At 64.2% G+C, this 21,706-nt stretch carries 22 protein-coding genes; 10 read left to right on the forward strand and 12 right to left on the reverse strand.

The genetic code is table 11. The features are described 5' to 3' along the window. Positions 1-3 precede the first annotated feature (3 nt). The 6 genes from KBP54_RS01525 to KBP54_RS01550 all read right to left on the reverse strand — a co-directional run bounded on the left by KBP54_RS01525 (position 4) and on the right by KBP54_RS01550 (position 5,392). Positions 4-1,218, reverse strand: a complete 1,215-nt coding sequence (locus KBP54_RS01525; RefSeq protein ID WP_256006101.1) for an ATP-binding protein — start codon at positions 1,216-1,218, stop codon at positions 4-6. A 68-nt stretch (positions 1,219-1,286) separates the two neighbouring features. Further along, positions 1,287-2,045: an ATP-binding cassette domain-containing protein gene (locus tag KBP54_RS01530; RefSeq protein ID WP_256006103.1), complete on the reverse strand. Its 759-nt coding sequence runs from the start codon at positions 2,043-2,045 to the stop codon at positions 1,287-1,289. Next, a complete protein-coding gene (locus KBP54_RS01535) occupies positions 2,046-3,092 on the reverse strand; it encodes an ABC transporter permease (protein ID WP_070477446.1) in 1,047 nt (348 codons plus the stop codon). Beyond that, positions 3,089-4,078 (reverse strand): substrate-binding domain-containing protein, encoded by a 990-nt coding sequence (locus KBP54_RS01540; RefSeq protein WP_070477448.1) that lies wholly within the window; start codon positions 4,076-4,078, stop codon positions 3,089-3,091. Before KBP54_RS01540 ends, KBP54_RS01535 begins: the two co-directional genes overlap by 4 nt. A 37-nt stretch (positions 4,079-4,115) precedes the next feature. Continuing rightward, the gene (locus tag KBP54_RS01545; protein WP_256006106.1) at positions 4,116-5,018 is read right to left on the reverse strand and encodes an AEC family transporter; all 903 of its coding nucleotides are present in this window, start codon (positions 5,016-5,018) and stop codon (positions 4,116-4,118) included. A 41-nt stretch (positions 5,019-5,059) separates the two neighbouring features. Further along, a complete protein-coding gene (locus KBP54_RS01550; protein ID WP_256006107.1) occupies positions 5,060-5,392 on the reverse strand; it encodes an ArsR/SmtB family transcription factor in 333 nt (110 codons plus the stop codon). Between the two features lie 84 nt (positions 5,393-5,476). Here KBP54_RS01550 and arsB point away from each other — a divergent pair, with 84 nt between their 5' ends. Together arsB and KBP54_RS01560 are read left to right on the forward strand one after the other, a co-directional pair. Then, positions 5,477-6,562 carry an ACR3 family arsenite efflux transporter gene (gene arsB, locus KBP54_RS01555; protein WP_256006109.1) on the forward strand — a complete coding sequence of 362 codons (1,086 nt, stop codon included), beginning with the start codon at positions 5,477-5,479 and terminating at the stop codon, positions 6,560-6,562. Beyond that, positions 6,559-6,975, forward strand: a complete 417-nt coding sequence (locus KBP54_RS01560; RefSeq protein WP_256006111.1) for an arsenate-mycothiol transferase ArsC — start codon at positions 6,559-6,561, stop codon at positions 6,973-6,975. The genes arsB and KBP54_RS01560 overlap by 4 nt, the downstream gene beginning before the upstream one ends. A 13-nt stretch (positions 6,976-6,988) precedes the next feature. Here the strand turns inward: KBP54_RS01560 and KBP54_RS01565 are convergent, their stop codons facing one another. The 4 genes from KBP54_RS01565 to KBP54_RS01580 all read right to left on the reverse strand — a co-directional run bounded on the left by KBP54_RS01565 (position 6,989) and on the right by KBP54_RS01580 (position 12,054). Beyond that, positions 6,989-7,675 carry a methionine ABC transporter permease gene (locus tag KBP54_RS01565; RefSeq protein ID WP_070363165.1) on the reverse strand — a complete coding sequence of 229 codons (687 nt, stop codon included), beginning with the start codon at positions 7,673-7,675 and terminating at the stop codon, positions 6,989-6,991. Next, positions 7,676-8,716, reverse strand: a complete 1,041-nt coding sequence (locus KBP54_RS01570) for a methionine ABC transporter ATP-binding protein (RefSeq protein WP_070363164.1) — start codon at positions 8,714-8,716, stop codon at positions 7,676-7,678. Positions 8,717-8,738: 22 nt separating this feature from the next. Beyond that, entirely contained in the window at positions 8,739-9,575 is an 837-nt protein-coding gene (locus KBP54_RS01575; RefSeq protein ID WP_070363163.1) for a MetQ/NlpA family ABC transporter substrate-binding protein, read from the reverse strand. A 535-nt stretch (positions 9,576-10,110) separates the two neighbouring features. Then, positions 10,111-12,054, reverse strand: coding sequence for an exonuclease domain-containing protein (locus KBP54_RS01580; protein WP_256006113.1), 1,944 nt, complete (start codon positions 12,052-12,054; stop codon positions 10,111-10,113). A gap of 154 nt (positions 12,055-12,208) precedes the next feature. On the opposite strand from KBP54_RS01580, the gene KBP54_RS01585 reads away from it, so the two are divergent. From KBP54_RS01585 to KBP54_RS01605, 5 genes are all read left to right on the forward strand, one after another. Next, positions 12,209-13,189 (forward strand): hypothetical protein, encoded by a 981-nt coding sequence (locus KBP54_RS01585; protein WP_252931003.1) that lies wholly within the window; start codon positions 12,209-12,211, stop codon positions 13,187-13,189. A 54-nt stretch (positions 13,190-13,243) separates the two neighbouring features. Beyond that, complete coding sequence (locus KBP54_RS01590) at positions 13,244-14,356, forward strand: sensor histidine kinase (RefSeq protein ID WP_256006114.1); 1,113 nt, start codon at positions 13,244-13,246, stop codon at positions 14,354-14,356. Continuing rightward, complete coding sequence (locus KBP54_RS01595) at positions 14,353-14,991, forward strand: response regulator transcription factor (protein ID WP_256006116.1); 639 nt, start codon at positions 14,353-14,355, stop codon at positions 14,989-14,991. Before KBP54_RS01590 ends, KBP54_RS01595 begins: the two co-directional genes overlap by 4 nt. Positions 14,992-15,056: 65 nt before the next feature. Next, the gene (locus tag KBP54_RS01600; protein ID WP_256006117.1) at positions 15,057-15,758 is read left to right on the forward strand and encodes an ATP-binding cassette domain-containing protein; all 702 of its coding nucleotides are present in this window, start codon (positions 15,057-15,059) and stop codon (positions 15,756-15,758) included. Beyond that, positions 15,755-17,170, forward strand: coding sequence for an ABC-2 family transporter permease (locus KBP54_RS01605; RefSeq protein ID WP_256006119.1), 1,416 nt, complete (start codon positions 15,755-15,757; stop codon positions 17,168-17,170). The genes KBP54_RS01600 and KBP54_RS01605 overlap by 4 nt, the downstream gene beginning before the upstream one ends. Here the strand turns inward: KBP54_RS01605 and KBP54_RS01610 are convergent. Together KBP54_RS01610 and KBP54_RS01615 are read right to left on the reverse strand one after the other, a co-directional pair. Further along, positions 17,167-18,045, reverse strand: a complete 879-nt coding sequence (locus KBP54_RS01610) for a hypothetical protein (RefSeq protein ID WP_252931000.1) — start codon at positions 18,043-18,045, stop codon at positions 17,167-17,169. The genes KBP54_RS01605 and KBP54_RS01610 overlap by 4 nt on opposite strands. Positions 18,046-18,254: 209 nt before the next feature. Continuing rightward, complete coding sequence (locus KBP54_RS01615) at positions 18,255-19,187, reverse strand: 1,4-dihydroxy-2-naphthoyl-CoA synthase (RefSeq protein WP_256006121.1); 933 nt, start codon at positions 19,185-19,187, stop codon at positions 18,255-18,257. Between the two features lie 106 nt (positions 19,188-19,293). Between KBP54_RS01615 and KBP54_RS01620 the strand changes: the two genes are divergently transcribed. From KBP54_RS01620 to KBP54_RS01630, 3 genes are read left to right on the forward strand one after another with little or no spacing between them, the layout of a single operon-like run. Beyond that, positions 19,294-19,542, forward strand: a complete 249-nt coding sequence (locus tag KBP54_RS01620; protein WP_083290805.1) for a FeoA family protein — start codon at positions 19,294-19,296, stop codon at positions 19,540-19,542. 2 nt (positions 19,543-19,544) lie between these two features. After that, entirely contained in the window at positions 19,545-21,452 is a 1,908-nt protein-coding gene (gene feoB / locus KBP54_RS01625; protein WP_256006123.1) for a ferrous iron transport protein B, read from the forward strand. Beyond that, positions 21,452-21,703 carry a FeoC-like transcriptional regulator gene (locus KBP54_RS01630; RefSeq protein WP_070975766.1) on the forward strand — a complete coding sequence of 84 codons (252 nt, stop codon included), beginning with the start codon at positions 21,452-21,454 and terminating at the stop codon, positions 21,701-21,703. The genes feoB and KBP54_RS01630 overlap by 1 nt, the downstream gene beginning before the upstream one ends. Positions 21,704-21,706 lie beyond the last annotated feature (3 nt).

A 21,706-nucleotide genomic window follows, 5' to 3' on the forward strand; every position in this document is an offset into this window, starting at 1 on the left:
GCGTTAGTCTAGCGCCCCGCCTGCGAGGACCTCGATGGCGTCGCGCCATGTGACGTTGCCGGTGTCGGGGGCGAAGCGGTCCATCGATAAGAGGATGCAGCGGGACCAGGCGGGCAGGGCGTCGAACGGTGCGAGTTCGCGCGCGAGCGTTGCAGGCTCGGCAACCGTGAGCGCCACCTGGATGTAGAGTGTGTGCTGGCCGTCGTTGGCGATGAAATCAATCTCCCCACCGGGAACCTTACCGGTGGCAACCTGGTATCCACGGCGGCGAAGCTCAAGGTAAACCATGTTTTCCAAGTCGTGGCCGAAGTTGAAAGGGCGAGAGCCCAGCAGCGCGGTGCGCAGCCCCGGGTCGACGAAGTAGAACTTGCCGTTTGTACTCAGCCACCGCTTGCCCTTCGTGTCGTAATCCCGGCACTGATAAATAAGGTGCGCGTCCGCCATCAGTCCGAGGTAGCGGTCCACCGTTTCACTCGACGCCTTGAGCCCCTCGTGCTTGAGGTGGCCCACGATGCGGTGCGTGGACACCGGGTTTCCGGCGTTGTCGAAGAGGAAGCGGGCCACGCGCAGGAAAGCGTCGGTGTCGCGGATCTGGCCACGCAGGGAAATGTCGCGAGTGAAGATGGAATCGAACAGGGAGGAGTTCGCCTGACGAATCACCACCGGGTCCGCGAGCTGTACCGTGGCGGGGAAGCCGCCGATGGTGACCCACTCCTGAAACGCACTGTCAAGGCCAGGGCGCGCATCCGCCGGGTAGCGGAACTCCATGAACTCCGCCAGGGAAAGAGGCAGCATCGGGATCTCGATGTAGCGCCCCGCCAAATACGTCAGCGACTCGCCAACGAAAAGGGAAGCGTTGGAGCCGGTCACACAGATCTCCAGTTGCTCGTTGAGCCGCAGCGAGTTAATCACGCGTGCCCAGTCCTCGAGCTCCTGCACCTCATCGACGTGGAGGTAGCGCAGCCCTTGTGCGAGCCGTTGCGTAACGGCGTCGTGGAAGGTTGTCGGGTCCCGCAGCGCGGCGTTGGCCTGGTCCTCGAAGTTGATCACCATGATGGCGTCGTCTGGGGTGCCGTGCTCGCGCAGGTGGCGGCGGTACAGCTCGAGGAGGGTCGATTTCCCGCAGCGCCGCACACCGGTGATGATGCGAACAAAGTCGCTATCGGTGACTGCCAGCAGGTTGTCGAAGTACTGCTGTCGCGGGTACAGGGCTCTCATGAGTTTCGAGTATACCTGAAACTATCTCCAAAACCGGCAAGAGTTTCAGGTATACCTGAAACGCGCCGCTACCTTCCCAGCTCGTGGCTGAGCGCCTCGAGCTCCCCGCCACCAGCCATCTGGTGGGTCAGCTCCTCCAGGGTCACGTTCTCCCGGGGCTCGTCGAGTTCCTGGCGGCCCAGCTTCAGGATGGTGAAGTGGTCACCGACCAGGAACGCGTGGTGCGGGTTGTGGGTGACCAGGACGACGGCGATGCCGCGGTCGCGGGCAGCTGCGACGAAGCGCAGGACCACGCCGGACTGCTTCACGCCAAGCGCCGCGGTCGGCTCGTCCAGGATGAGCACGCGGGCGCCGAAGTACACCGCGCGTGCGATGGCCACGACCTGGCGCTGGCCGCCGGAAAGGTTCCCGGCGTCCACCTCGACGTCGGGGATGTCGATGCCCATCTCGAGGAGCTGCTTGGCACAGATCTGCTTCATCTCGGCGTCGCGGAGGACGCCGAAGCGGCCGGTGAGCTCCTGGCCGAGGAAGAAGTTGCGCCACACGCTGAGCTCATCCACGATCGCCAGCGTCTGGTGCACCGTTGCGATGCCGGTATCGATCGAATCTCGGGGGGAGGTGAAGGTGGTTGGCTGGCCGTCGATAAGCACTTCGCCCGAGGTCGGCTGGTGCAGGCCAGCGAGAATCTTGATCAACGTGGACTTGCCGGCGCCGTTGTCGCCGAGCACGCAAGTGACCTCCCCTTCACGCACTGCGAGGTTCACCCCGCGCAGCGCATCGAAGCTGCCGTAGGACTTGGTGATGTTCTTCAGTTCAATGACAGCCACTTAGCGCCCCTTGGTGTACTTAGCGAAGGACATATTCGTAAACACGGCGACCAGCAGTGTTGCGCCGAGGAAGAACTTGAACCAGTCAGGGTTCCAGCCGGCGTAGACGATGCCCTGGTTCGTCAGGCCGAAAATCAGCGCGCCGATCGCGGTACCCACCGCGGTGCCGCGCCCGCCCGTCATAGCGCAGCCGCCGATGACGGCAGCGATGATGTAGAGAAACTCGTTGCCCACGCCCTGGCCTGCCTGGATGGAGTCGAAGGCGAACAGGGTGTGCATGCCCACGAACCAGGCCGCGAAGCCCACGCCCATGAACAGCAGAATCTTCACCCGACGCACCGGCACGCCCACGGCACGCGCGGCGTTTTGGTCCCCGCCGACCGCCGTGATCCAGTTGCCGAACTTCGTGCGGAACAGCACAAACGAGGCAATCGCGACGAGCAGCAACCACCACAGCACCGTCACATTCAAGGTGACGCCGCCAATGTCGAAGGTGCCCGCGAACACCACGTGCGCCGACGGGAAACCCTCCATGTCGGAGATGATCGGTGTCGCCACCTGGCCGGTCACCAGCTTGGTCACCGCTAGGTTGAGGCCCTGCAGCATCAAAAACGCCGCCAGCGTAATCAGGAAGCTATCGATGCCGGTGCGGGTGACCAGGTAGCCGTTCAGCGCGCCGATCGCCAGCGAGATCCCGAGCGCCATGAACGCGCCAACCCACGAGTTGAGGTGCAGGTTGTAGTTCAGCATCGTCGCGGCCAGCGCGGCCGTGGTCACGGCGACGCCCGAGGAAAGGTCGAACTCGCCGCCGATCATCAGCAGCCCCACCGCGAGCGCCACGATGCCCAGCGTCGAGGACGCGTACAGGGTGGTCGCGAGCGCCTCAAAGGAGCGGAACGCGGGGGCGACGGTCAGGAAGAACGCAAAGATCGCGATGAAGCCCAGCATCGAAGCGAACTCGGGGCGCCGGATGAGCTTGGAAAAGCCAGTGTGCGTTCGTAGCCGGTCATCGCTTGTCGACGCCCCTTCGCTCACTGCCGCGCTCATCGCATGCCCGCCTTCGCTGCCTCGGCGACCTTGTCCACGTTGTCCTTATCTACGAAGCTCGGGCCTGTGTAGACGGGGCGGCCGCCGCCGAGGGTGCCGCCGTTGCGCTTCGCGATCCACAGTGAGTCGACGGCCAGGTAGCCCTGCAGGTACGGCTGCTGGTCGACGGCGAAGGCGACACGGCCGTCGGCGATGGCGTCGACAAGCTCGGCGTTGGTGTCAAACGTGGCGACCTGCGCCTTGGACCCGGACTGCTTCACGGACTCCGTCGCGCGCATCGCCACCGGCGCCTGGAGGGCGAAGACGGTGTCGAAGCTCTTGTCCTGCGACAGTTTCGAGGTGATGGTGGACTGCACGGACGTCAGATCCTGGCCGTTGACGTAGAGCAGTTCGACGTTGCCATCGAGGCCCTTGCGGACGCCGTCGCAGCGCGCTTCCTGGGAGGAGTTGCCCTGCTCGTGGATGACGCACAGGACGTTCGACTTGCCTTCCTCCTTGAGGCGCTCGCCAGCGGCGTTGCCCGCCACCGACTCGTCCTGGCCGAAGAAGCCGGTCATCCCGTAGTCCTGGTACTTGCCCATACCGGCGTTCAGGCCGACGACGGGGATGCCGCGGTCGACAGCGTTGCGCGCCGCAGGGCCGATTGCCTCGGCGTTCGGCATGGTCACGGCGATGCCGTCGACGCCAGCGTCCACCGCCGAGCGCACCAGGTTCGCCTGGTTCGGCGCCTGCGGGTCGGAGGAGTAGCGCAGCTCGATGTTGTCCTTCTTCGCCGCGTCCTCCGCGCCCTTGCGCACGAGGTCCCAGTAGGTGTCGCCCGGCGCACCGTGCGTGACCATGGCCACCACGTACCTCGGCGTATCGACGCCACCAGCGGTCCCTTCAGTGTTCTCGGAGCGGGGTGCGCCGCCTGTTGAAGAGCACCCAACAAGCAGCGCCGCAGCCATCAGTGCTGCGGCAAAAAATGTAGTCCGTGTCTTAGCCATTGTACGAGTGTGATCCACCGCACCATGTTTGTCAAGGCTAGAACACCCCCGCGATCAATAACATCGCAGGCAGTGACAGGAACGTGGTGAGGAAGACGGTGTCCCGGCAGATCACCTCCCCCGAGCGGTACGTCGCCGCGTAGTTGTACACGTTCTGCGCCGTCGGCAGCGCGCACAGGATGAGGGCCGCGTACATATCGGAGCCGGTCAGGCCCAGAAGCGACGCCACTACCCACGCTACGGCCGGCATGCCGATCAGCTTGAGGATGGTAGCGGTGGTCGTCGCTAAGCGCTGGCTCTGCAGCACCTTCTCCCCGGTGAGCGAGGCGCCGAAGCTCATGAGGATCATCGGGATGGACGCGCCACCCAGAATCTGCAGCGGGGCGAGCACCGGCTCCGGCACCGTCCACGACGACGCCGACACCGCAAACCCCGCAAACGCCGCAACCACCACCGGCGCCTTCAACCCCGCAATCACTGACTTCAGCACCCCCGACGCCCCACGGTCCAGGCCAGCGATCACGATGGGGGAGAGCACCGCCATCTGCAACACCAGCGCCGGAATCACGTACGTCGGATCCCCCAGCACGTACGTGGCGATGGGCAACCCGATATTGACCGAGTTGTAATAACTCGACGACGCCGCCCCCGCCATGGTCTCCGCAGCATCCTGCTTGAACCACACCGCACTGATCGTCCAATAGATCAGCATCGTGGTCACTGTCGCGATTGCGATCACCAGGATCACCGGGGAGAAGAACGCATCCGTGTCCGAAACCGCCACCGATGAAAAAATCAACGACGGTGTTGCCACATGGAACGCGATGCGGTTGAGCTGCAGCCGCTGCTCGCCCGGGCCGATCACCTTCTTCTGGGCAAGCCACCAGCCCGCCGCGATCACGGTGAAGATGATGGCGAAACCAGTCAGAACGTCAAGCATGTCGAATGAGTGTAGTGGCTACGCGCCCGTGAAACTGGCGCCTAGTCCATCTGCAGGACGGTGCGCAGTTCCGCGAAGGGAGCCGGGCAGATTTCGTGCGTGACGGTTCGGCCTGTCCGGGACTTTTTGAGTAGTCCGGCTTCGGCAAGCTTCTTGAGGTGGTGGGAGACCGTCGGTTGGCTGAGCCCGGAATACTCGGTAAGCGCGGTCACGCTCATCGGCTCGCACCCTTCTGCGGCGAGGCGGGAGAGGAGGCGCAGCCGGGCGGGATCTGCCAGCACTTTGAACAGGGCCGCGAAGCGCTCGGCGTCTTCTGGGGGGAGTGGGCCGGAGCCGAGTGAGCAGCAGTCTGGGGCGGGGGATTGTTCGTGCATGACTTCTACCTTCTCATATTGACAGCGGTCTATGCGCCCCTCTATTTTCACATATTGATAGTTATCGATATGTGAGGTGATTAGATGACCAACCCAGAGCCGACCCCCGCTCGAATGTCGTTCCTCGACAGATTCCTACCAGTATGGATCATCTTGGCGATGGCATTCGGTCTGCTGCTGGGCCGCGCCGTTCCAGGGCTCAGCAGCACGCTTGAGCGTTTTGAAGTCGGCGGGATATCGCTGCCTATCGCGCTTGGCCTTTTGGTGATGATGTACCCGCCGTTGGCCAAAGTCCGCTACGACAAGACCCGCGAGATCGCCACCGACAAACGGCTCATGACCGTCTCCATCATCTTGAACTGGATCGTCGGTCCCGCGTTCATGTTCGCCCTGGCCTGGCTGTTTCTGCCGGACCAACCAGAGCTACGCACAGGCCTCATCATCGTCGGACTGGCGCGCTGCATCGCCATGGTGCTGGTGTGGTCCGACCTGTCCTGCGCCGACCGGGAAGCCACGGCCGTCCTGGTCGCCATCAACTCAGTATTCCAGGTGCTCATGTTCGGCGTGCTCGGATGGTTCTACCTGCAGATCCTGCCGAGCTGGCTGGGCCTGGAGACCACCTCTGTGGAGTTCTCCTTCTTCTCCATCGTCACCGCGGTACTGGTGTTTCTCGGTATCCCGCTACTTGCCGGAGTGCTCTCCCGCATCATCGGTGAGCGAGTGAAGGGCCGTGCGTGGTACGAAGAGACTTTCCTGCCAGCGGTTTCCCCGCTTGCGCTCGTGGGGTTGCTGTACACGATCGTGCTGCTGTTCTCCCTGCAAGGCGATCAGATTACATCCCAACCGTGGACCGTTGCTCGAGTCGCCCTGCCACTGCTGGGGTACTTCGTGGGCATGTTCCTGATCGCCCTGGTGGTGTCGAAGGCGTCGGGGATGGGCTACGCCCAATCCGCCTCCGTGTCCTTTACCGCCGCGGGCAACAACTTCGAGTTGGCCATCGCGGTGGCGATCGGCACGTTTGGCGCCACCTCGGCTCAAGCGCTGGCAGGTACGATCGGTCCGCTCATCGAAATCCCCGTCCTCGTCGGACTTGTCTACCTCATGCGCGGCATCGGGCAGAGACTCTTCCCAGGCGATCCCACCCTGCCAGCTGCAAGGAGCCGTTCATGAACCCCAGTGTCTTGTTCGTCTGCGTCAGCAACGGCGGTAAATCACAAATGGCGGCGGCGCTTGCGCGACACTACGCAGGCGACCAGGTCAGCGTCTTCTCCGCTGGCACGAAACCGGGCACCGCGCTGAACCAAGAATCCGTCGCCGCAATTGCAGAACTCGGTGCCGACATGTCGCGCGGCACACCAAAACCCATCGACCCAGAACTGCTGCGCACAGTCGACCGAGTAGTAATAATTGGCGACGCCGCCCAGCTCAGCATGCCAGCCGACGCCGCCGGCACCCTGGAACGCTGGCACACCGACGAGCCGTCCACCCGTGGCATCGAAGGCATGGAGCGGATGCGCCTCGTACGCGACGATATCGACGCCCGCGTGTGCGCCCTCCTGCGCGAGCTGTATCACACGCTTTGAGCGGTTTGGGGCGCTACGCGCGTGCTCGGCGGGCGAGTGTGTTACCCAATGACTGGATGGCCTGCACCACGATAATCAGGATGATCACGGTGGTGAGCATTGCCACGGAGTCGAACTGCTGGTAGCCGTAGGCAATCGCAAGATCGCCCACGCCGCCGCCACCGATCGTTCCGGCCATCGCCGTCGCGGAGATGAGGCCGACGGTTGCCGTCGTGACCGCGAGAATGATGGAGGATTTCGCCTCCGGCAGGAGGAAGTGGCGGATGGTCTGCCACATGTTCGCGCCCATCGATTCGGCGGCCTCGGTGATACCGGGGTTGACCTCGAGCAGGGACTGCTCGATGAGCCTTGCGATGAACGGGGCGATGTACAGGGTGAGCGGCACCAGCGCGGCCGTCGTGCCTATTGAGGTGCCCACAATAGAGCGGGTAAACGGCGAAATCGCGACCAGCAGAATGATGAACGGCAGGGAACGGATGATGTTGACCACCACGTTGAGCACCCCGTACACCAGCCGGTTCGGGCGCAAGCCGCCCGGGCGGGTAATCACCAGCGCCAGCGCCAGCGGGATACCAACCAGCGCACCAATGAACAGGGCGACCCCCACCATGTACACGGTCTCCCCGAAGGAGTCGAGGTACATCGACGGAGTCACGCGCGAGCCCGTGAGGTCGCGCCACCAGGAGTTCAGCGGTTCCATTTACGCCTCCACCTCATTCACAGTCACACCTTCCAGGCTCGACAGCCACGCCACCGCGCCGTCCGCCTCGCCGCCACGCAAGCCGACGATGGTGGTGCCCACGGTGGTCTCCGCAAGCTCAGTACTTGACGACGCCAGCAGCCGCGCATCCACACCAAACCTGCCAACGAGCTGCGTGAACACCTCTTGCGCAGCCCCTCCCGTGTGGACGAGCTGCACCGCGCGGTCAAACCTTCCTTCGCGGATGGTCTCGCGCACGTGCTCAGGGACCTCGCGCTGGATGACCGTCTCCACGAACCGCTGCGTCAACGGGTGCTGCGGGTCGGCGAACACCTCGGCGACGGGGCCCGACTCCACCAGGTGGCCCTCGGACAGTACCGCGACCTCGTCCGCGAGCTGCGCCACCACGTCCATCTGGTGCGTGATCAGGAGGATCGTCACGCCCAGCTCCGAATTGATCTTGCGGAGTAGCTCCAGGATTTGTGTTGTGGTGAGCGGATCCAAGGCGGACGTGGGCTCGTCGCAAAGCAAAATACTCGGATTGGTCACGAGCGCACGAGCGATGCCGACGCGCTGCCGCTGACCGCCCGAAAGCTGGCGTGGCTTGTGACTTGCGCGATCGGTGAGCCCCACCATTTCGAGGGCCTCCGCGACACGGCGCTGCATCTCCGCCTTCGGCGTCTTCGATAGCAGTAGGGGCGTGGCGACATTCTCCGCAACCGTCTTGGTCTCCAGAAGGTTGTAGTTCTGGAACACCATCGACACCTTGCGTCGCAGGTCACGCAGCTGCTTCGCGTTCAGCTTCGCGGGTTCCTCGCCGAGCACCGACACCGAGCCCGACGTCGGCACCTCCAACCCATTGACGGTACGAATCAGCGTGGACTTGCCAGCACCAGACGTCCCCACCACGCCGGAGATACCTCCTGCTGGCACAGCAAACGAGATGTCCTCGAGCGCAGTAAAGGTGGTGTCCCCGGTGCCGAACACCTTGGTCACACCGTCAAAGACGACGGCGCTACCGCTACCGGTTGCGATGGTCATGCGAGCCTTTCTAGCGCTTTGTCTACTTCAGGGAATCCGGAAGGAACCAGTAGTTGTTCTCGTTGTGTTCGTCGAAGTACTGCTTGAACTCCTCCGAGCGGTACGCGTCCGCGACCGCCTTCGCCCACGGCTGATCCTTCTTGTCCTCGGTGGTCACCGCGACAAGAATCAGCTCCGGACGCAGCGTCTCCTGGAACACCTGCAACTTCGGGTCCAACCCGGCGGAATACGACATGGAGCCCGGGATCACCGCCCAGTCAAAGTCCGGCAGCGTGCGCGACAGGTTGCCCGAATCAATGGAGATAATCTCCAGGTTGTGGGGGTTGTCCTTAATATCCGACTCCGCGACCAGCGTCGCATCCGGATCATTCAAGGTAATCCAGCCAGCATCCACCAACAGGTGCAGCGCGCGGGACTTATTCGACCCATCCAGCGGGATACCAACCTTGTGGCCGTCGGCAACCTCGGTGAGCTGCGTGTACTTATCGGAGTACAACCCAGCCGGCACCGTCGGCACCTCAGTAATGGAAGCGAGGTTGCCGCCCTTCTCCTCATTAAAGACGTTCAGCCAGGCAGTGTGCTGGTCAACGTTCAAGTCCGCGGACCCCTCGTTGAGCGCAGTATCTGCCTGGGTCAGGTCAGTAAACGACTGGTACTCCACTTCGTAACCCTGCCCCTCCAGGATGGGGCCGACCGCGTCCGTGAACAGCTCCGAGTACGGGCCAGGCGAAGTAGCGACACGGATCGTCTGCAAGTCGCCGTCCGGGGTAGCGGTGGCGTCGGTGGAATCACCGGAGCAGGCGGTAAGGCCAAGCGTTAACGCGGCAGCCGCGGTGATGGCAGTGAGTTTCTTCAGCACGATGTTTCCTTTCAAGTTTTTTCAAGCTGTACCGAAGAATAAACCACTCGGTTTGTTATTGCAAGACTGGTCGGTCTAGTTGTTGGGGGTGTGAGGCGGTCGGGGCGGTCTGGTTTGGGCTTGTGCTGGGTTGGGGTGGGGTGCGGCAGAGGGTTGGAAGGTTGAGCGGCTGGGGCTGGATGGCTGGGCGCCTAAAAGTGAGCAATAGGATTGTAGTAATCCCCGTTTCGCTCGAAATTTTCGAGGATTACTACAATCCACCTACTACAGTTTGGATTTTTGGGAGCTCGCGCCGCTGTTTTCGAGCGCGCGGCATGGCGGCGAGCGTGTTCCTAGTGCTGCAGAAAACGTGCAGTTCACGGGCGGCGTACCCGCTTTTGCAATTTGCGGACTGTGAGTGGCGGTACGGACGTGCTTTTGCGGAAGCGGCTGTTCTCGACTGTAGGGAAGGGGGTGAGGTGAATGCCTAATGCTGATTTCGGTCACCAGCCGGACAAGCCTAACTGAATATCAGACACGCACAAGGCCTGGCGCTCTATCCCCGCAACTTGCTGATTAGCGCCATCACACCCGAGACCCCCGCCGTCAGCATTCCAACCAATGTTGCCAGAGCGAGCATCCCGGCGATGAAGGACTCGGCCTCCGGGTCGAAGGTTTCCATGCACAGCCCGAAGAGCATAAACGACACCACTGTGATGATCACCGACCACTTGAATACCTTCCCGGACTTGGAGTGTCGCTTCGGGGCAGCAGCAGGCGTGACTAGCGCGGGATCGTACGGTGCCGATTGGGCGGGGACCGGTGCGTGCAGCGGGGCATACGCTGCGGCAAGCAGCTCCTCCGGTGTCAGTTCATTGGTGGCAGGCCGAGACTTGGCGGCTGCAGGGCGTGGCTCCGGGGCAGGCTGCGCGGGCAGCTCAGAGAGGTCCGGAGCGGCCTCCTCAACAACCGGCTCCTCGACGCCGTCGACGGCGAGGTCCACCACCATCTCCACGAGCTGGCTGCACCGCTTCGGGCCGACGCCGTGCAGGTCAAGTAGGTCGTCGGCGCTGGCGTTGAGCATCACCGGGTGCTCGAGGCTCCACATGGCGAGGTAGCGGTCGATGCCGCGTCCGGTCGCTTCGGGGACGTGGTGGGGTTTGAGGTTGTCAGCGATCTCGTGCAGTGGGCGGTCCGGGTGTTGTTCGATCCACGCGGCGGCGATGCGCGCACTCGACGCGCCAACAGCGTGCGACTGCTCGGTGGTCAGCCAAGAGAACTGCTCCGGGGCTGAAACAGGCGCAGCGGCATCAGGGGCAGCAACCGGTGCGTCCTCGGTCGAATCCTCCATGGCCTTCAGTAACTGGGCGAAGTGGGTCTCGCTGATGATCGGCACGTTGTTCTCGCGTGCTTGCTTCGCCTTCCCGCTCATCGAGTCCGGATTCGCCGCAACAAGGACGGCGCACGTGCGGGTCACGCCACCGACGTCGAGGCCTGCGGCGGTGGCGCGGTCGGTCCAGACGTCGCGAGGGATGTCGAGGGCTCCGGTGAACGCGACGCGGTCGCCCGGGCGCAGGGCGAAGGTGGCGGGGGTGGGGCCGGAGGTGGGCTCGTCGAGAAGCGAGCGCACGAGCTGCGCATCGACGTTGAGCGCCTCGGCGATGTCGAGCAGCGTGGCGCGCTCCTCGTCGGTGATGACGCCATCGGCCCAGGCTTCGACGGCGAGCTGGCGCGTGAACTCCTCGTTGATGGCGTCGACGTCGTCGGCGCTGAGGCCCGCGGCGATGGCGGTGGATTCGAGGCGGCGCATTTCGGTGCGGGAGATGGCGCGGTCCACAAGTGCGCAGGTCAGCTCGGCGCGGTAGTCGGCTTCGTTCTTGGTGGTGGCCGTCGGCAAGGTGCGCGAAAGCTGTCCCGCCCAGGAGGGCTCGCCGCCGCGGGGGAGGCACGGTGCCTCGGCTGCGGGGGAGGTGAACGTCGCCGACGGATACTTCTCGACGTCCACTCCGTTGCCCACGCACAAGTAGCGGAGGAGCTCCGCGGTCGCCTCGGCGTCCGCGAGCGCCGAGTGTGCAAACCGGTTCCGAATCCTCGCGATATCCAGCGCTTCACTTAACTTGCTCACGCCCATGTACTGCTTGGTCAACCGCATCGTGTCCAGCCACTCGCACAAGCCGTCCTCCGCGCCGGCGCGCGCGAACTCGTTGGTCAGGAAGCGGTGCTCAAACGACGCATTGTGCGCCACCAGCGTGCGGCCATTGAGCAGCGAGCCCAGGTACGGAGCGACGTCGCAAAATAATGGTGCATCCACCACATCGGTCGCCGTGATCTTATGGATGTAACTATTCGGAATGTCGCGCTCCGGCTGGATCAGGGTCTCCCACGTGCGCTCCACGGAGAAGTCGGGGCACAGCAGCACCACGCCGATCTCCACAATGCGGTCCTGGTTGCTCAGCCCTGTCGTCTCCAAATCGACGACCGCAAACCCATTCCGGCCCATTCCTGCTCCTTTGTCCATCCGTGTTGGGGCGTCATTCAATATAAGGCACGCCGCCGACACACCGAGGCGGAGTCGGTCGGATGTTCGATGGAACCGGCGGGGGAGTTGTGGTCGCCGCGTAACGCCCGGCACCGTCTGTGCCGATTACAGGGGCATGAAGAAGATCATCGCATCGGCCGTCGCTGCGGCGACCGCCTTCACTGCCCTCGCTACGACCCCGTCCCACGCCGCCCACCTTGACCGCACCGAAAGTGGCCAGTGCCGCGTCGTCCTCAACGACGCTGAGCGCGGCCCCGCCTGGCAGGCCGAACGCATCGCAAAAACGCTCACGCACGGCATGTACGCCACCGCCGTCGCCGAAGCATTCGAGGCAACCTTCGAGGGGCTCAAACCACTTGGCGACGCCCACCTCGACCAACCAGCCATCATCTCCTACCAGCAACTCCGCCTGGAAGGGCAGGAGCCCGGCGAGCGTCCCGACTACGACGCCGCCCGCGCCGCCACTAAGGAAAAACTGGCCAAGCTAGGCCTGGTTTCCACCGACGCCGACTTCTACCTGGACATGAAGCAGGGCGCCCAGATTCCGCTTTCACCAGCGGGCAAGGCGCTGCAGGGCTCGGCGCGCTGGTACATCGGTATCGACGGATCCGTGCCGGAGGTGACCAGCCTCGGGGCGAACTACGTGTTTGGCCGCACCGGCGACAACACTGCTCGGTTCCTGAATCACGTCCCCGACTGGAAGCGCACGGCGTTCGCGTCGAACATGTCCGGCACCTACTTTGCCAAGGCTGCCGACTCGCTCGAGTCCCGGTACTACTACCTGCTTAAGCAGGCGCAACAGTGCAGCGACAACCCACCGCTTATCTTCAGCACCCAAAACGCGGACCTGCCAGCACCGCCGGTACTGAAGAACACCCTGCCGGGCCAACCAGCGGATCCCTCCGCGCCGGAAACGCCAACCCCGGAGCAGCCCACGCCGAAGCCGGAGCAGCCGCAGAACTTTGACGCCAAGCTCGGCCAGATCATCGGCATCATCGCTGCGGTACTGGCAGCGCTGGGCGGGTTGTTCGCGCTGCTCAAGAACGCCGGCATCAATGTGCCGGAGCTTCCGAAGATTCCCGGGCTGAACAAGTAGATCTCCTCCCCTGGGAGGAGGCGCGTGTTCGGTGTTGCCGATAGGCTTACGGCCATGCGCTACAAACCGGGTGACCTTGTGCTCGCGGTCGCTGTTGCCATCTTGGCGGCGGTGTACACCGCGAGTGCGTTTACCCAACCCACGCATGCGGCCAGTTGGGGCCAGGCCGTGCTGTCGTGGGGCTTCGTCGCGGTGTGCGTGGTGCTCACGAGCAAACCCAAGTTCTCCTCGATTGCGCTTATCGCGCTGAATGTTGCCTGGTCTGTGATGTGGCTGGCCGCGCCGGTCAACCTTGGCTTTTCGCCGTGGGTGTTGGCGGTCCCGGTGGCGACCTTTATTGCCGGGCTGTTTACAGGGAAGCGCTTCGCGCTAGTTGTTCTCGCTGCCGCGTGCGGGTGGGCACTGCTGTCGCCGTTCATGTGGACGTGGGACGACAACTTTGTGTTGTTCTACCGGCACGGGGTCGATCTCGGGATCACGCTTGCGCTGCACTGGGGTGCGAGTGCGGTGGGGTATCTCCTGGGGGCGAATGTGGCGGCTGAGGATGAGGTGCGTCGTCGAGAAGCACACGCGAAAGAGCAACGTCTCGCAGCGGCGCGCGAGGAGGAACGCCGCGCCATTGCCCGCGATATTCACGACCTTCTCGGCCACTCGCTGACCCTGATCAAAGCGCAGGCGAATGCTGGTTTGGCGGCCGGACAGGAGCGGGAGGCGCTGCAGCAGATCAACGAGGCCGCCGGGCAGTCGTTGTCGGAGATTCGCCTGCTTGTGCGGGGTCTGCGTGAGAGCGATCATGCGTTTTCGCCGGCGGCGGGGATCCCTGACCTGCCGTCGTTGGTGCAGCGTTACCGCGACGCCGGCCTGGAAGTGTCGCTGGAAGCACCAGCAGTGGATGTCTCCCCGGTGACCTCGCTTGCTACTTATCGCATCGTGGCGGAGGCGCTGGCAAACGCGGCGCGCCACCAAGTCGATCCCACTGTGACGGTTCGGGTCGTACCGGACGAGACCGTGGTGGTAGAAGTCGTTTCTACCGGCCAGATTCGACCTCAGCCAGGCACCGGCGTCGGGCTAGAGGGGCTGCGTGAACGCGCGGCGAGCGCCGGTGGCACGCTGAAGACATGGCAGTCAGGGGAGACGTTTACCGTGCGGGCGGAGTTAGCAGCATGATCCGCCTGCTCCTTGCCGACGACCAACCGCTCCTCCTCAGCGCCCTCCGCACCATCTTGGACGCCCAGGACGACATCACCGTCGTCGCCAGCGCCGCCGACGGCGCCGAAGCCGTGGAGAAAACGCGCGCCCACCGCATCGACGTGGCAGTGCTGGACATCCGCATGCCAGTGCTCGACGGCATCACCGCCGCCCGCGCGATCATGGAGATGGGCCCACGCGTGATCATGCTGACCACCTTCGACGACGACACCTTGATCCATGCAGCTATCGACGCCGGCGTGCAAGGCTTTCTCCTCAAAGACGCCGAACCCGACATCCTGGCCAACGCCGTACGCGCCGTCGCCCGCGGCGAATCGGTCCTGGCCCCCGGGGTGACCGGCCGCGTGATGGAGTGGGTCCGCGATGGGGCGGGCACTGCAGAATCCGCCGCCGCGCTGGAAGCGCTGACGCAACGCGAACGCGATGTACTCGCGGAGATTGGCTGCGGCGCCACGAACGCTGAAATCGCCGCCACGCTGTTTATTGCAGAGACCACGGTGAAAACGCACGTCTCTAACCTGCTTGCCAAACTCGGCGCGCGCGACAGGGTGGCGCTTGCCTTGATCTCCCAGCGCGCCGGGATCTCCTCCTAGAGGAGGAGGCGGTGTGGTCCCGCCGGCCGATGTGGTGGCCTTGCTCAGCGACGACCATGAATGCCATGACTGATACGCAACTTGCTTGCCGCGGCGTGACCGTGTCCTTCGGGGACCACCACGTACTTCGCGACGTGTCGTTGACCACCACTCCGGGCCGAGTCCACGCACTGTTGGGCCCTAACGGCGCGGGTAAATCGACGTTGATGTCGGTGCTGCTCGGCCTGATCAAACCCGATGCCGGCGGGGTGACCTTGATGGGCCAGCCGTTTGACCGTTCGGCGCTGCGCCACGTTGGCGCCTCCATCAACGACCCCGCCTTTTTCAGCCACCTCAGCGCCCGCAACAACCTCCGCGTCCACACCACGCTCCTGGGCCTGCCGGACAGCGAAGCCGACCGAGTCCTCGAACTGGTCGGCCTCCAAACCGCGGGCAAGAAGAAAGCCGGAACGTTTTCCACCGGCATGAAGGGACGCCTCGCACTCGCTCAGGCACTGCTCGGTGAGCCGGAGGTGCTTATTCTCGACGAACCACAAAACGGTCTCGACCCCGAAGGCATTGCCCACCTGCGCGACTACCTCCGCGAATACGCACGTGCCGGGCGCACCGTCCTGGTCAGTTCCCACCAACTCGGCGAAGTGCTGCACATGGCCGACGACGCCACAGTCATCGCAGGCGGCAGCGTCCGCTTCGCAGGCGAGCTCGCGGAACTGGGTCCAAACCTAGAAGAGTCGTTCTTTCGGCTCACCTCCGGTGGTGAACGATGAACCTCCTACACGCCGAATGGATCCGTGCTCGCGGCTCCATACTGTGGTGGCTCGCTGGGGCAGGTTTGCTGGTCGGTGTGCTGCTGACGTTGTTCGCCCTGGCCGGAAATGTGGAAACCGCCACGAACCTGCTCTACCCGCAAGGCCTGTTGGTCACCGGCATGGCTGCGCCTGCCGCCGCACTGTTCGCAGGCTTGGCCGAGACCCGCGAGCGTGACGCCCGAGGCGGTGGCACTTGGTGGCGGCCGGTCTCACGGGTGCGAACGCGAGCCGCCCGCATCGCCGTGGTGTGGCTGGCGCTGGCCGTGTTCGTTGCCCTTGACTTTGTCGTACCGGTTGCCGCCGGCCTCGTATTCAACCTGGACAACACAGCCCCGATCGCACTCGTCGGCCTATTTGTGTGGCTGGGCATGCTCGGCCCCGCAGGCCTTGCCGCCGCTGCCACGCGACGCATCGGGATGCTGCCGACCATCATCCTCGGCTTTTTCTTCACCATCGAGCTTGGCTACTTCGCCGAACGCGACTGGTGGTGGGCCAACCCCGGCGCCTGGCCAATTCGGTTGGTGCTGCCGACCATGGGCCTGCACTTCAACCTGCTGCCCCTCGACGCCACGGATCCGATGGCGGGGGAGTCTCCTGTGCTTGCCCTCATCCTCACGCTGGTGCTCGCAGCAATTGGCTTTGTAGTGGCCGCCCTCGTACCACCGCGCACCCGACCTATATTGCGCCGCCGCCGAGTCCACCACGTCACCGCACCGCTGGCCACTTCTCCGGCGACGCCACGCACCGAAGCCACCGGATACGTGGCTGCGGTGAAGGGGGTTGCGATGGCGGCGAGGGTGTCGCCGATACGCGTCTTGCTCCTGCTCACCGCCCTGGTGCTGCTGTTCTCGCTGGCATATCCGGTGGATGTGCGTGAGGCGATGTTCACCTACATCATCCTGCCGATAGGGGCGGGCGTGCTTCCCACACTGGTGTGGCCGAAACTGCGTCCCGCCTGGGCGCTCATGCAGGTCGAACACCCACACGTCCGCGCCGCATTGGCCACTTGGTGCGTTGGAGTCGTCGCACTCGTCTGCGCGTTCGGAGCGGCCGTGGTTGGCGACGCGCGCTTCGGACTCCTCGCGTTCCTCGCCGGCAGCGTATTGGCCCTCACCGCACTTGCCATCACCGTCCGCTTCGGCGTGGCATGGGCGCTGGCTGCGGCGATCCTGGTCACGATCGTCTCCGCCACGATCGGCGGCGACGTCCTCGCGCAATCTGCGTTATGGATCCTTGCCGTCCCCGCATGGCCAGCTACCGCCACCGGTACACGAGTGTGGGTTGCGGCTGCGGTGGGGCTGGTGCTGCTGGCGGTGGTTGTAGTGCTGCTGATGCGGACGCTGCGCGGGATGCGCCCAGTACGACGCTAACCCGCCGGAGTGAGGCGTCCGTCCGCCGTGTAGCGACCATCGGGGGAGTTGTAGAAGGCGTGGGCGTGGTTGTCGTCGATAAGTAAGTGCCACGTGCCGCCGTTATCGCAGGTGCCCTCGGTGATCGTCTCCCGGAAGCCATCCTCGGTTCTCGTGAGCTGCCCTGCACAGCCGAGCTCAGGGTAGGTCACCGCGATACCGTCCGCGGTTGGCGCGAACCAGACACGGAACTGCTGCCCCTGTAGGTGCTCGACCTCGGATACCTGACCCATCGTGCCCTCCATTGGACCTTTGAGTTCTGGAGGTTTGATTGTGCCCAGCGCCGCCGCGGCCGTCGTCGGGTGCCAGGTGATACGGGTGAACTCGCTGAGCGGATTGCCGACGACCGTCTCCTCCGGACCCCACACCTTCTCCAAACGCTGACCCCGCAGCTCGAAGTGCGTCACGTGCAAGAGAGGGCTTTCGGCTTCGTACTGGTCCAAGCCCGGCTGCGTGCCGTTGGTGAACACAGTCGGGTACGGGTCGTCCGAGTCGATGAGGTAGTCCTTCGTCCAGCTCAGCGTGCCGTCCTGGGCCCGCAACACGCGAATTGGAGAAGGGCCGTCAGCACCAGCGCGCAGCAGCAGTTCCGGCTCAAGATCGCCGTTGATATCTAAGACGTCGTAGGCGAACGTGCCGTCCAAGCCGTCGAGATCTGCGAAGAACCGCGCCGGGTCCGCGATGGCGTCGGCGTACAGATCACGGGTGGAGGGCACCGGTGCTTCAGTCGCGGGCGTGCCCAGTGTTGTTTCCGGCACGGGCGCTTCCGGCACAGGCGCCGTGCCGCAGGAAGCCAGCAGGAGAGTGGCGGTGATGAGAGGCAGATAGCGCTTCATGGCACCACGCTACAGAAAACTAGAAACCCGAAGAAAGTTCCCAACCTATTCGTGATCGCCGGAACCATTTTCGTGGACAGCCGTTGTGACCTAGGGAAATGTAACCGTTGGTCGACCGGAACCGGCCCCAAACGCAAAATAGTTCCCCGGCGGCGGGAACTATTTCAAAGGGGCACGAAGGGGAGAAAACCGCTAGGTCACATACCTACCTAGTAGTAGAACGGGAAGTCGTCCCAACGGGGCTCGCGTTTTTCCAGGAAGGAGTCGCGGCCTTCGACGGCCTCGTCGGTCATGTAGGCGAGGCGGGTTGCTTCACCGGCGAAGACTTGTTGGCCCATGAGGCCGTCGTCGACAAGGTTGAAGGCGAATTTGAGCATGCGCTGTGCGGTGGGGGACTTGCCGTTGATTTCGCGGGCGACCTGGATGGCCTCCTCTTCCAAGGAAGCGTGCGGGGCGACGATGTTGACGGCGCCCATGCGCTGCATCTCCTCGGCAGAGTAGGTGCGGCCGAGGAAGAAGATCTCGCGGGCGAACTTTTGACCCACCATCTTGGCCAGGTAGGCGGAGCCGTAGCCGGCGTCGAAGGAGCCGACGTCGGCGTCGGTTTGTTTGAACCTGGCCTCCTCCTTCGAGGCGATGGTCAGGTCGCACACGACGTGGAGTGAGTGGCCGCCGCCGGCTGCCCAGCCGCTCACCACCGCGATGACCACCTTGGGCATGGTGCGGATGAGGCGCTGGACCTCAAGGATGTGCAGGCGTCCGCCCTCGGCCTTGACGCGCGCTTCATCGACGGTGTCGGCGGTGTCGCCGCCCGCGTACTGGTAGCCGGAGCGGCCACGGATGCGCTGGTCGCCGCCGGAGCAGAACGCCCAGCCGCCGTCCTTCTCGGAAGGCCCGTTGCCGGTCAGCAACACCACGCCCACAGAAGGGTCGCGCCTGGCGTGGTCGAGTGCCCGGTAGAGTTCGTCGACGGTGTGGGGGCGGAACGCGTTGCGTACTTCGGGGCGGTCGAAGGCGATGCGGACGATGCCGTCGGCGCGTGTGGTTCCTACGTGTCGGTGGTAGGTGATGTCGGTGAAGTCAAAACCTTCGACCTCGCGCCATTGGGTTGGGTCGAATGGTTGCGCAGTGGAATAGCTCATGGCTTTGTAGTCTACGGTGCCGACGGCAGCTCGGGGCACCCCCACAGGGAGGCAACCACTGTATAAGGCATTGCTTACCTAATGGGCTCGGAGTTAAATCAAACGTATGAGTCTGATAACGAAAACTGCCGAGGGCACCCTTGCCCGCATCCCCGTCGGCGACAGCGCCGTTATCGCGGCGCTTGACACTACCCCTACCGTCGCGCGTCGCCTGCAGGAGCTTGGTCTTCGCCCAGGCCAGCGCGTGAGCATTATGCAGTCCACGGCTGGTGGTGGCCGCGTGATCAAGGTGGCAACCTCCCGCTACGCCCTCAGCGCTGACGCGCTGCGTGGCATCAAGGTGAGCGTGGCATAGCCATGGCCGATTTCACCCAGGTTCCGTCGTGTTGCGGGCCGCACGCAGATACCGCCGTCAAGGGCGAGCCCACCATCGCGCTGATCGGAGCTCCGAACGCCGGCAAGTCCACCTTGTTTAATGCGCTGACTGGCGCGAACGTGAAGATGGGCAACTGGCCTGGCACCTCCGTGGAGATTTCTCGCGGCGTGTGGGCGGGTTCCTATAACGTGATTGATTTTCCTGGCGCCTACTCGCTGGATCCGCAGAGCCCTGACGAGGAGCTCACTCGCGAGCTGCTGCTGGAGCGTTGCCCGGCGGAGCGTCCGGATGCGGTGGTGGTCGTCGTTGATGCGGCGAACCTTGCGCGTGGTTTGTATATGGTGGCGCAGCTCGCGGAGACGCCGTACCGCATCGTGGTTGCGTTGACCAAGATGGATGTGGCCCGCGCGGAGGGCATTGCGGTGGATGCGGCGGCGCTGCAGAACGCGCTTGGGTTGCCCGTGGTCGCGGTCGATCCGCGTAAGAGGGATGTGCGCGGTCTGCGCGAAGTTATCGACGCCCAGCTCGTCGAACCAGCGGTCACCCTGCGCCCAGTGGCTACCACTGACGACTTCGAGCTTGCCGACGCCCGCTTCGCCTGGGTCGACGCCGCCGTCGAGCGCGCCGCGAGCGACACCGGCCACCAGCAGACTTTCACCGAGCGCCTGGACCGTTTCGCGCTGCACCCGGTGATCGGCCCGCTGATGTTCCTGGTGGCGATGTGGATGGTCTTCGAGATCACCACCACGGTGGCGAAGCCGTTGCAGGATGGCCTGGAGGGCTTTTTTGGCGGCCCAGTTTCTGACGCGGCGCTCGCGGTGCTGCCGGATATTGGCTGGCTACGCGGCCTGGTCGTCGATGGTCTGATTAACGGCGTGGGCATGGTGCTCACGTTCGCTCCGCTGATGGCGCTGATGTTCCTGTGCCTCGCCGTGCTTGAGGATTCTGGTTATATGGCGCGCGCGGCGGTCGTCGCGGACCGTGTGATGCGCGCGATGGGCTTGCCGGGTAAGGCGTTCATCCCGCTCATTGTTGGTTTCGGTTGTAACGTGCCGGCGATTTCGGCGACGCGCGTGATGGGGGATCCGCGTCACCGCTTGATGACGGCCCTCTTGGTGCCGTTCACGTCCTGCAGTGCGCGGTTGACGGTGTACGTCATGCTGGCTGCGACGTTCTTCCCGGACCACGCGGGCACCGTCGTCTTCGCGATGTATGTCATTTCTATCCTGCTTGTCGTGCTGACGGGCTTGGCGCTTCGTAAGGCGCTGTGGTCCATGATGGGCACCGAGCCGCTGGTCATTGACCTGCCGGTGTACCAGCTGCCGGGCGCGCGCCTGGCGCTGTCGGTGATGTGGGCTCGCCTGCGCGGCTTCCTGGAGACTGCCGGCAAGATCATCGTCGCAACTGTCGTCGTGGTGTGGGCGCTGCAGTCCACCCCGGTGACTTCCGAAGCAGAGTTCGGCGAGGTGGCCCCGCAGGAGTCGGTGTACGGCACCGTCTCTGACGCGATCGCGCCGGTCTTCGCGCCGGCTGGCTTCAACTCCTGGTCCCTGGCTGGCCCGCTCATCACCGGCTTCGTGGCCAAGGAGGCCGTCATTTCGAGCTGGGCGCAGACCTACGCACTGGAGGAGCCTGAGGAGGGCGATGGCAACTCGCCACTGAGCCAGGCGATCCGTGAAGACTTCAACCAGGCCTCGGGCGGGCATGCCGTGGCAGCAGTGTGGGCGTACATGCTCTTCCTGCTGGCGTACACCCCGTGCGTGGCCACGCTTGCTGCGCAGCGTCGGGAGATCGGCCTGAAGTGGACGCTGTTCGGCGTCGCACTGCAGATGGTGATGGCGTGGGGCCTGGCCGTCGGCGCGTTCCAGCTGTTGAAGGTGTTCTTCTGATGAGCGGCGGACCGATGTCGGCGGTGCTCGGCGCGCTGCGCGAAGGCTGCGTGAGCCGCGAGGAAATTGCGCGCTGCACCAACCTGTCACCCATGACTATCGACGCCGTCATGGCCCACCTCGAGGCCACCGGCGAAGTGCAGCGCCGCGCCCTCAACGACTCCTGCGCAGGCGGCTGCGGTGGCTGTTCCTCGCGGGGTGCGTGCTCGATCCAGCAGGGGCCCGTCGCGCTGGTGCTCGGCCGGCGCTAGCCT

The organism is Corynebacterium pseudogenitalium (assembly GCF_024453815.1).
GTDB lineage: Bacteria > Actinomycetota > Actinomycetes > Mycobacteriales > Mycobacteriaceae > Corynebacterium > Corynebacterium pseudogenitalium.

Excerpts from the sequence above, each read along its gene's own strand:
- KBP54_RS01525 (WP_256006101.1), bottom strand. The coding sequence starts at position 1,218 with ATGAGAGCCCTGTACCCGCGACAGCAGTACTTCGACAACCTGCTGGCA.
- KBP54_RS01535 (WP_070477446.1), bottom strand. The coding sequence starts at position 3,092 with ATGAGCGCGGCAGTGAGCGAAGGGGCGTCGACAAGCGATGACCGGCTA.
- KBP54_RS01540 (WP_070477448.1), bottom strand. The coding sequence starts at position 4,078 with ATGGCTAAGACACGGACTACATTTTTTGCCGCAGCACTGATGGCTGCG.
- KBP54_RS01545 (WP_256006106.1), bottom strand. The coding sequence starts at position 5,018 with ATGCTTGACGTTCTGACTGGTTTCGCCATCATCTTCACCGTGATCGCG.
- KBP54_RS01550 (WP_256006107.1), bottom strand. The coding sequence starts at position 5,392 with ATGCACGAACAATCCCCCGCCCCAGACTGCTGCTCACTCGGCTCCGGC.
- arsB (WP_256006109.1), top strand. The coding sequence starts at position 5,477 with ATGACCAACCCAGAGCCGACCCCCGCTCGAATGTCGTTCCTCGACAGA.
- KBP54_RS01560 (WP_256006111.1), top strand. The coding sequence starts at position 6,559 with ATGAACCCCAGTGTCTTGTTCGTCTGCGTCAGCAACGGCGGTAAATCA.
- KBP54_RS01565 (WP_070363165.1), bottom strand. The coding sequence starts at position 7,675 with ATGGAACCGCTGAACTCCTGGTGGCGCGACCTCACGGGCTCGCGCGTG.
- KBP54_RS01570 (WP_070363164.1), bottom strand. The coding sequence starts at position 8,716 with ATGACCATCGCAACCGGTAGCGGTAGCGCCGTCGTCTTTGACGGTGTG.
- KBP54_RS01580 (WP_256006113.1), bottom strand. The coding sequence starts at position 12,054 with ATGGGCCGGAATGGGTTTGCGGTCGTCGATTTGGAGACGACAGGGCTG.
- KBP54_RS01585 (WP_252931003.1), top strand. The coding sequence starts at position 12,209 with ATGAAGAAGATCATCGCATCGGCCGTCGCTGCGGCGACCGCCTTCACT.
- KBP54_RS01590 (WP_256006114.1), top strand. The coding sequence starts at position 13,244 with ATGCGCTACAAACCGGGTGACCTTGTGCTCGCGGTCGCTGTTGCCATC.
- KBP54_RS01595 (WP_256006116.1), top strand. The coding sequence starts at position 14,353 with ATGATCCGCCTGCTCCTTGCCGACGACCAACCGCTCCTCCTCAGCGCC.
- KBP54_RS01600 (WP_256006117.1), top strand. The coding sequence starts at position 15,057 with ATGACTGATACGCAACTTGCTTGCCGCGGCGTGACCGTGTCCTTCGGG.
- KBP54_RS01605 (WP_256006119.1), top strand. The coding sequence starts at position 15,755 with ATGAACCTCCTACACGCCGAATGGATCCGTGCTCGCGGCTCCATACTG.
- KBP54_RS01610 (WP_252931000.1), bottom strand. The coding sequence starts at position 18,045 with ATGAAGCGCTATCTGCCTCTCATCACCGCCACTCTCCTGCTGGCTTCC.
- KBP54_RS01615 (WP_256006121.1), bottom strand. The coding sequence starts at position 19,187 with ATGAGCTATTCCACTGCGCAACCATTCGACCCAACCCAATGGCGCGAG.
- KBP54_RS01620 (WP_083290805.1), top strand. The coding sequence starts at position 19,294 with ATGAGTCTGATAACGAAAACTGCCGAGGGCACCCTTGCCCGCATCCCC.
- feoB (WP_256006123.1), top strand. The coding sequence starts at position 19,545 with ATGGCCGATTTCACCCAGGTTCCGTCGTGTTGCGGGCCGCACGCAGAT.
- KBP54_RS01630 (WP_070975766.1), top strand. The coding sequence starts at position 21,452 with ATGAGCGGCGGACCGATGTCGGCGGTGCTCGGCGCGCTGCGCGAAGGC.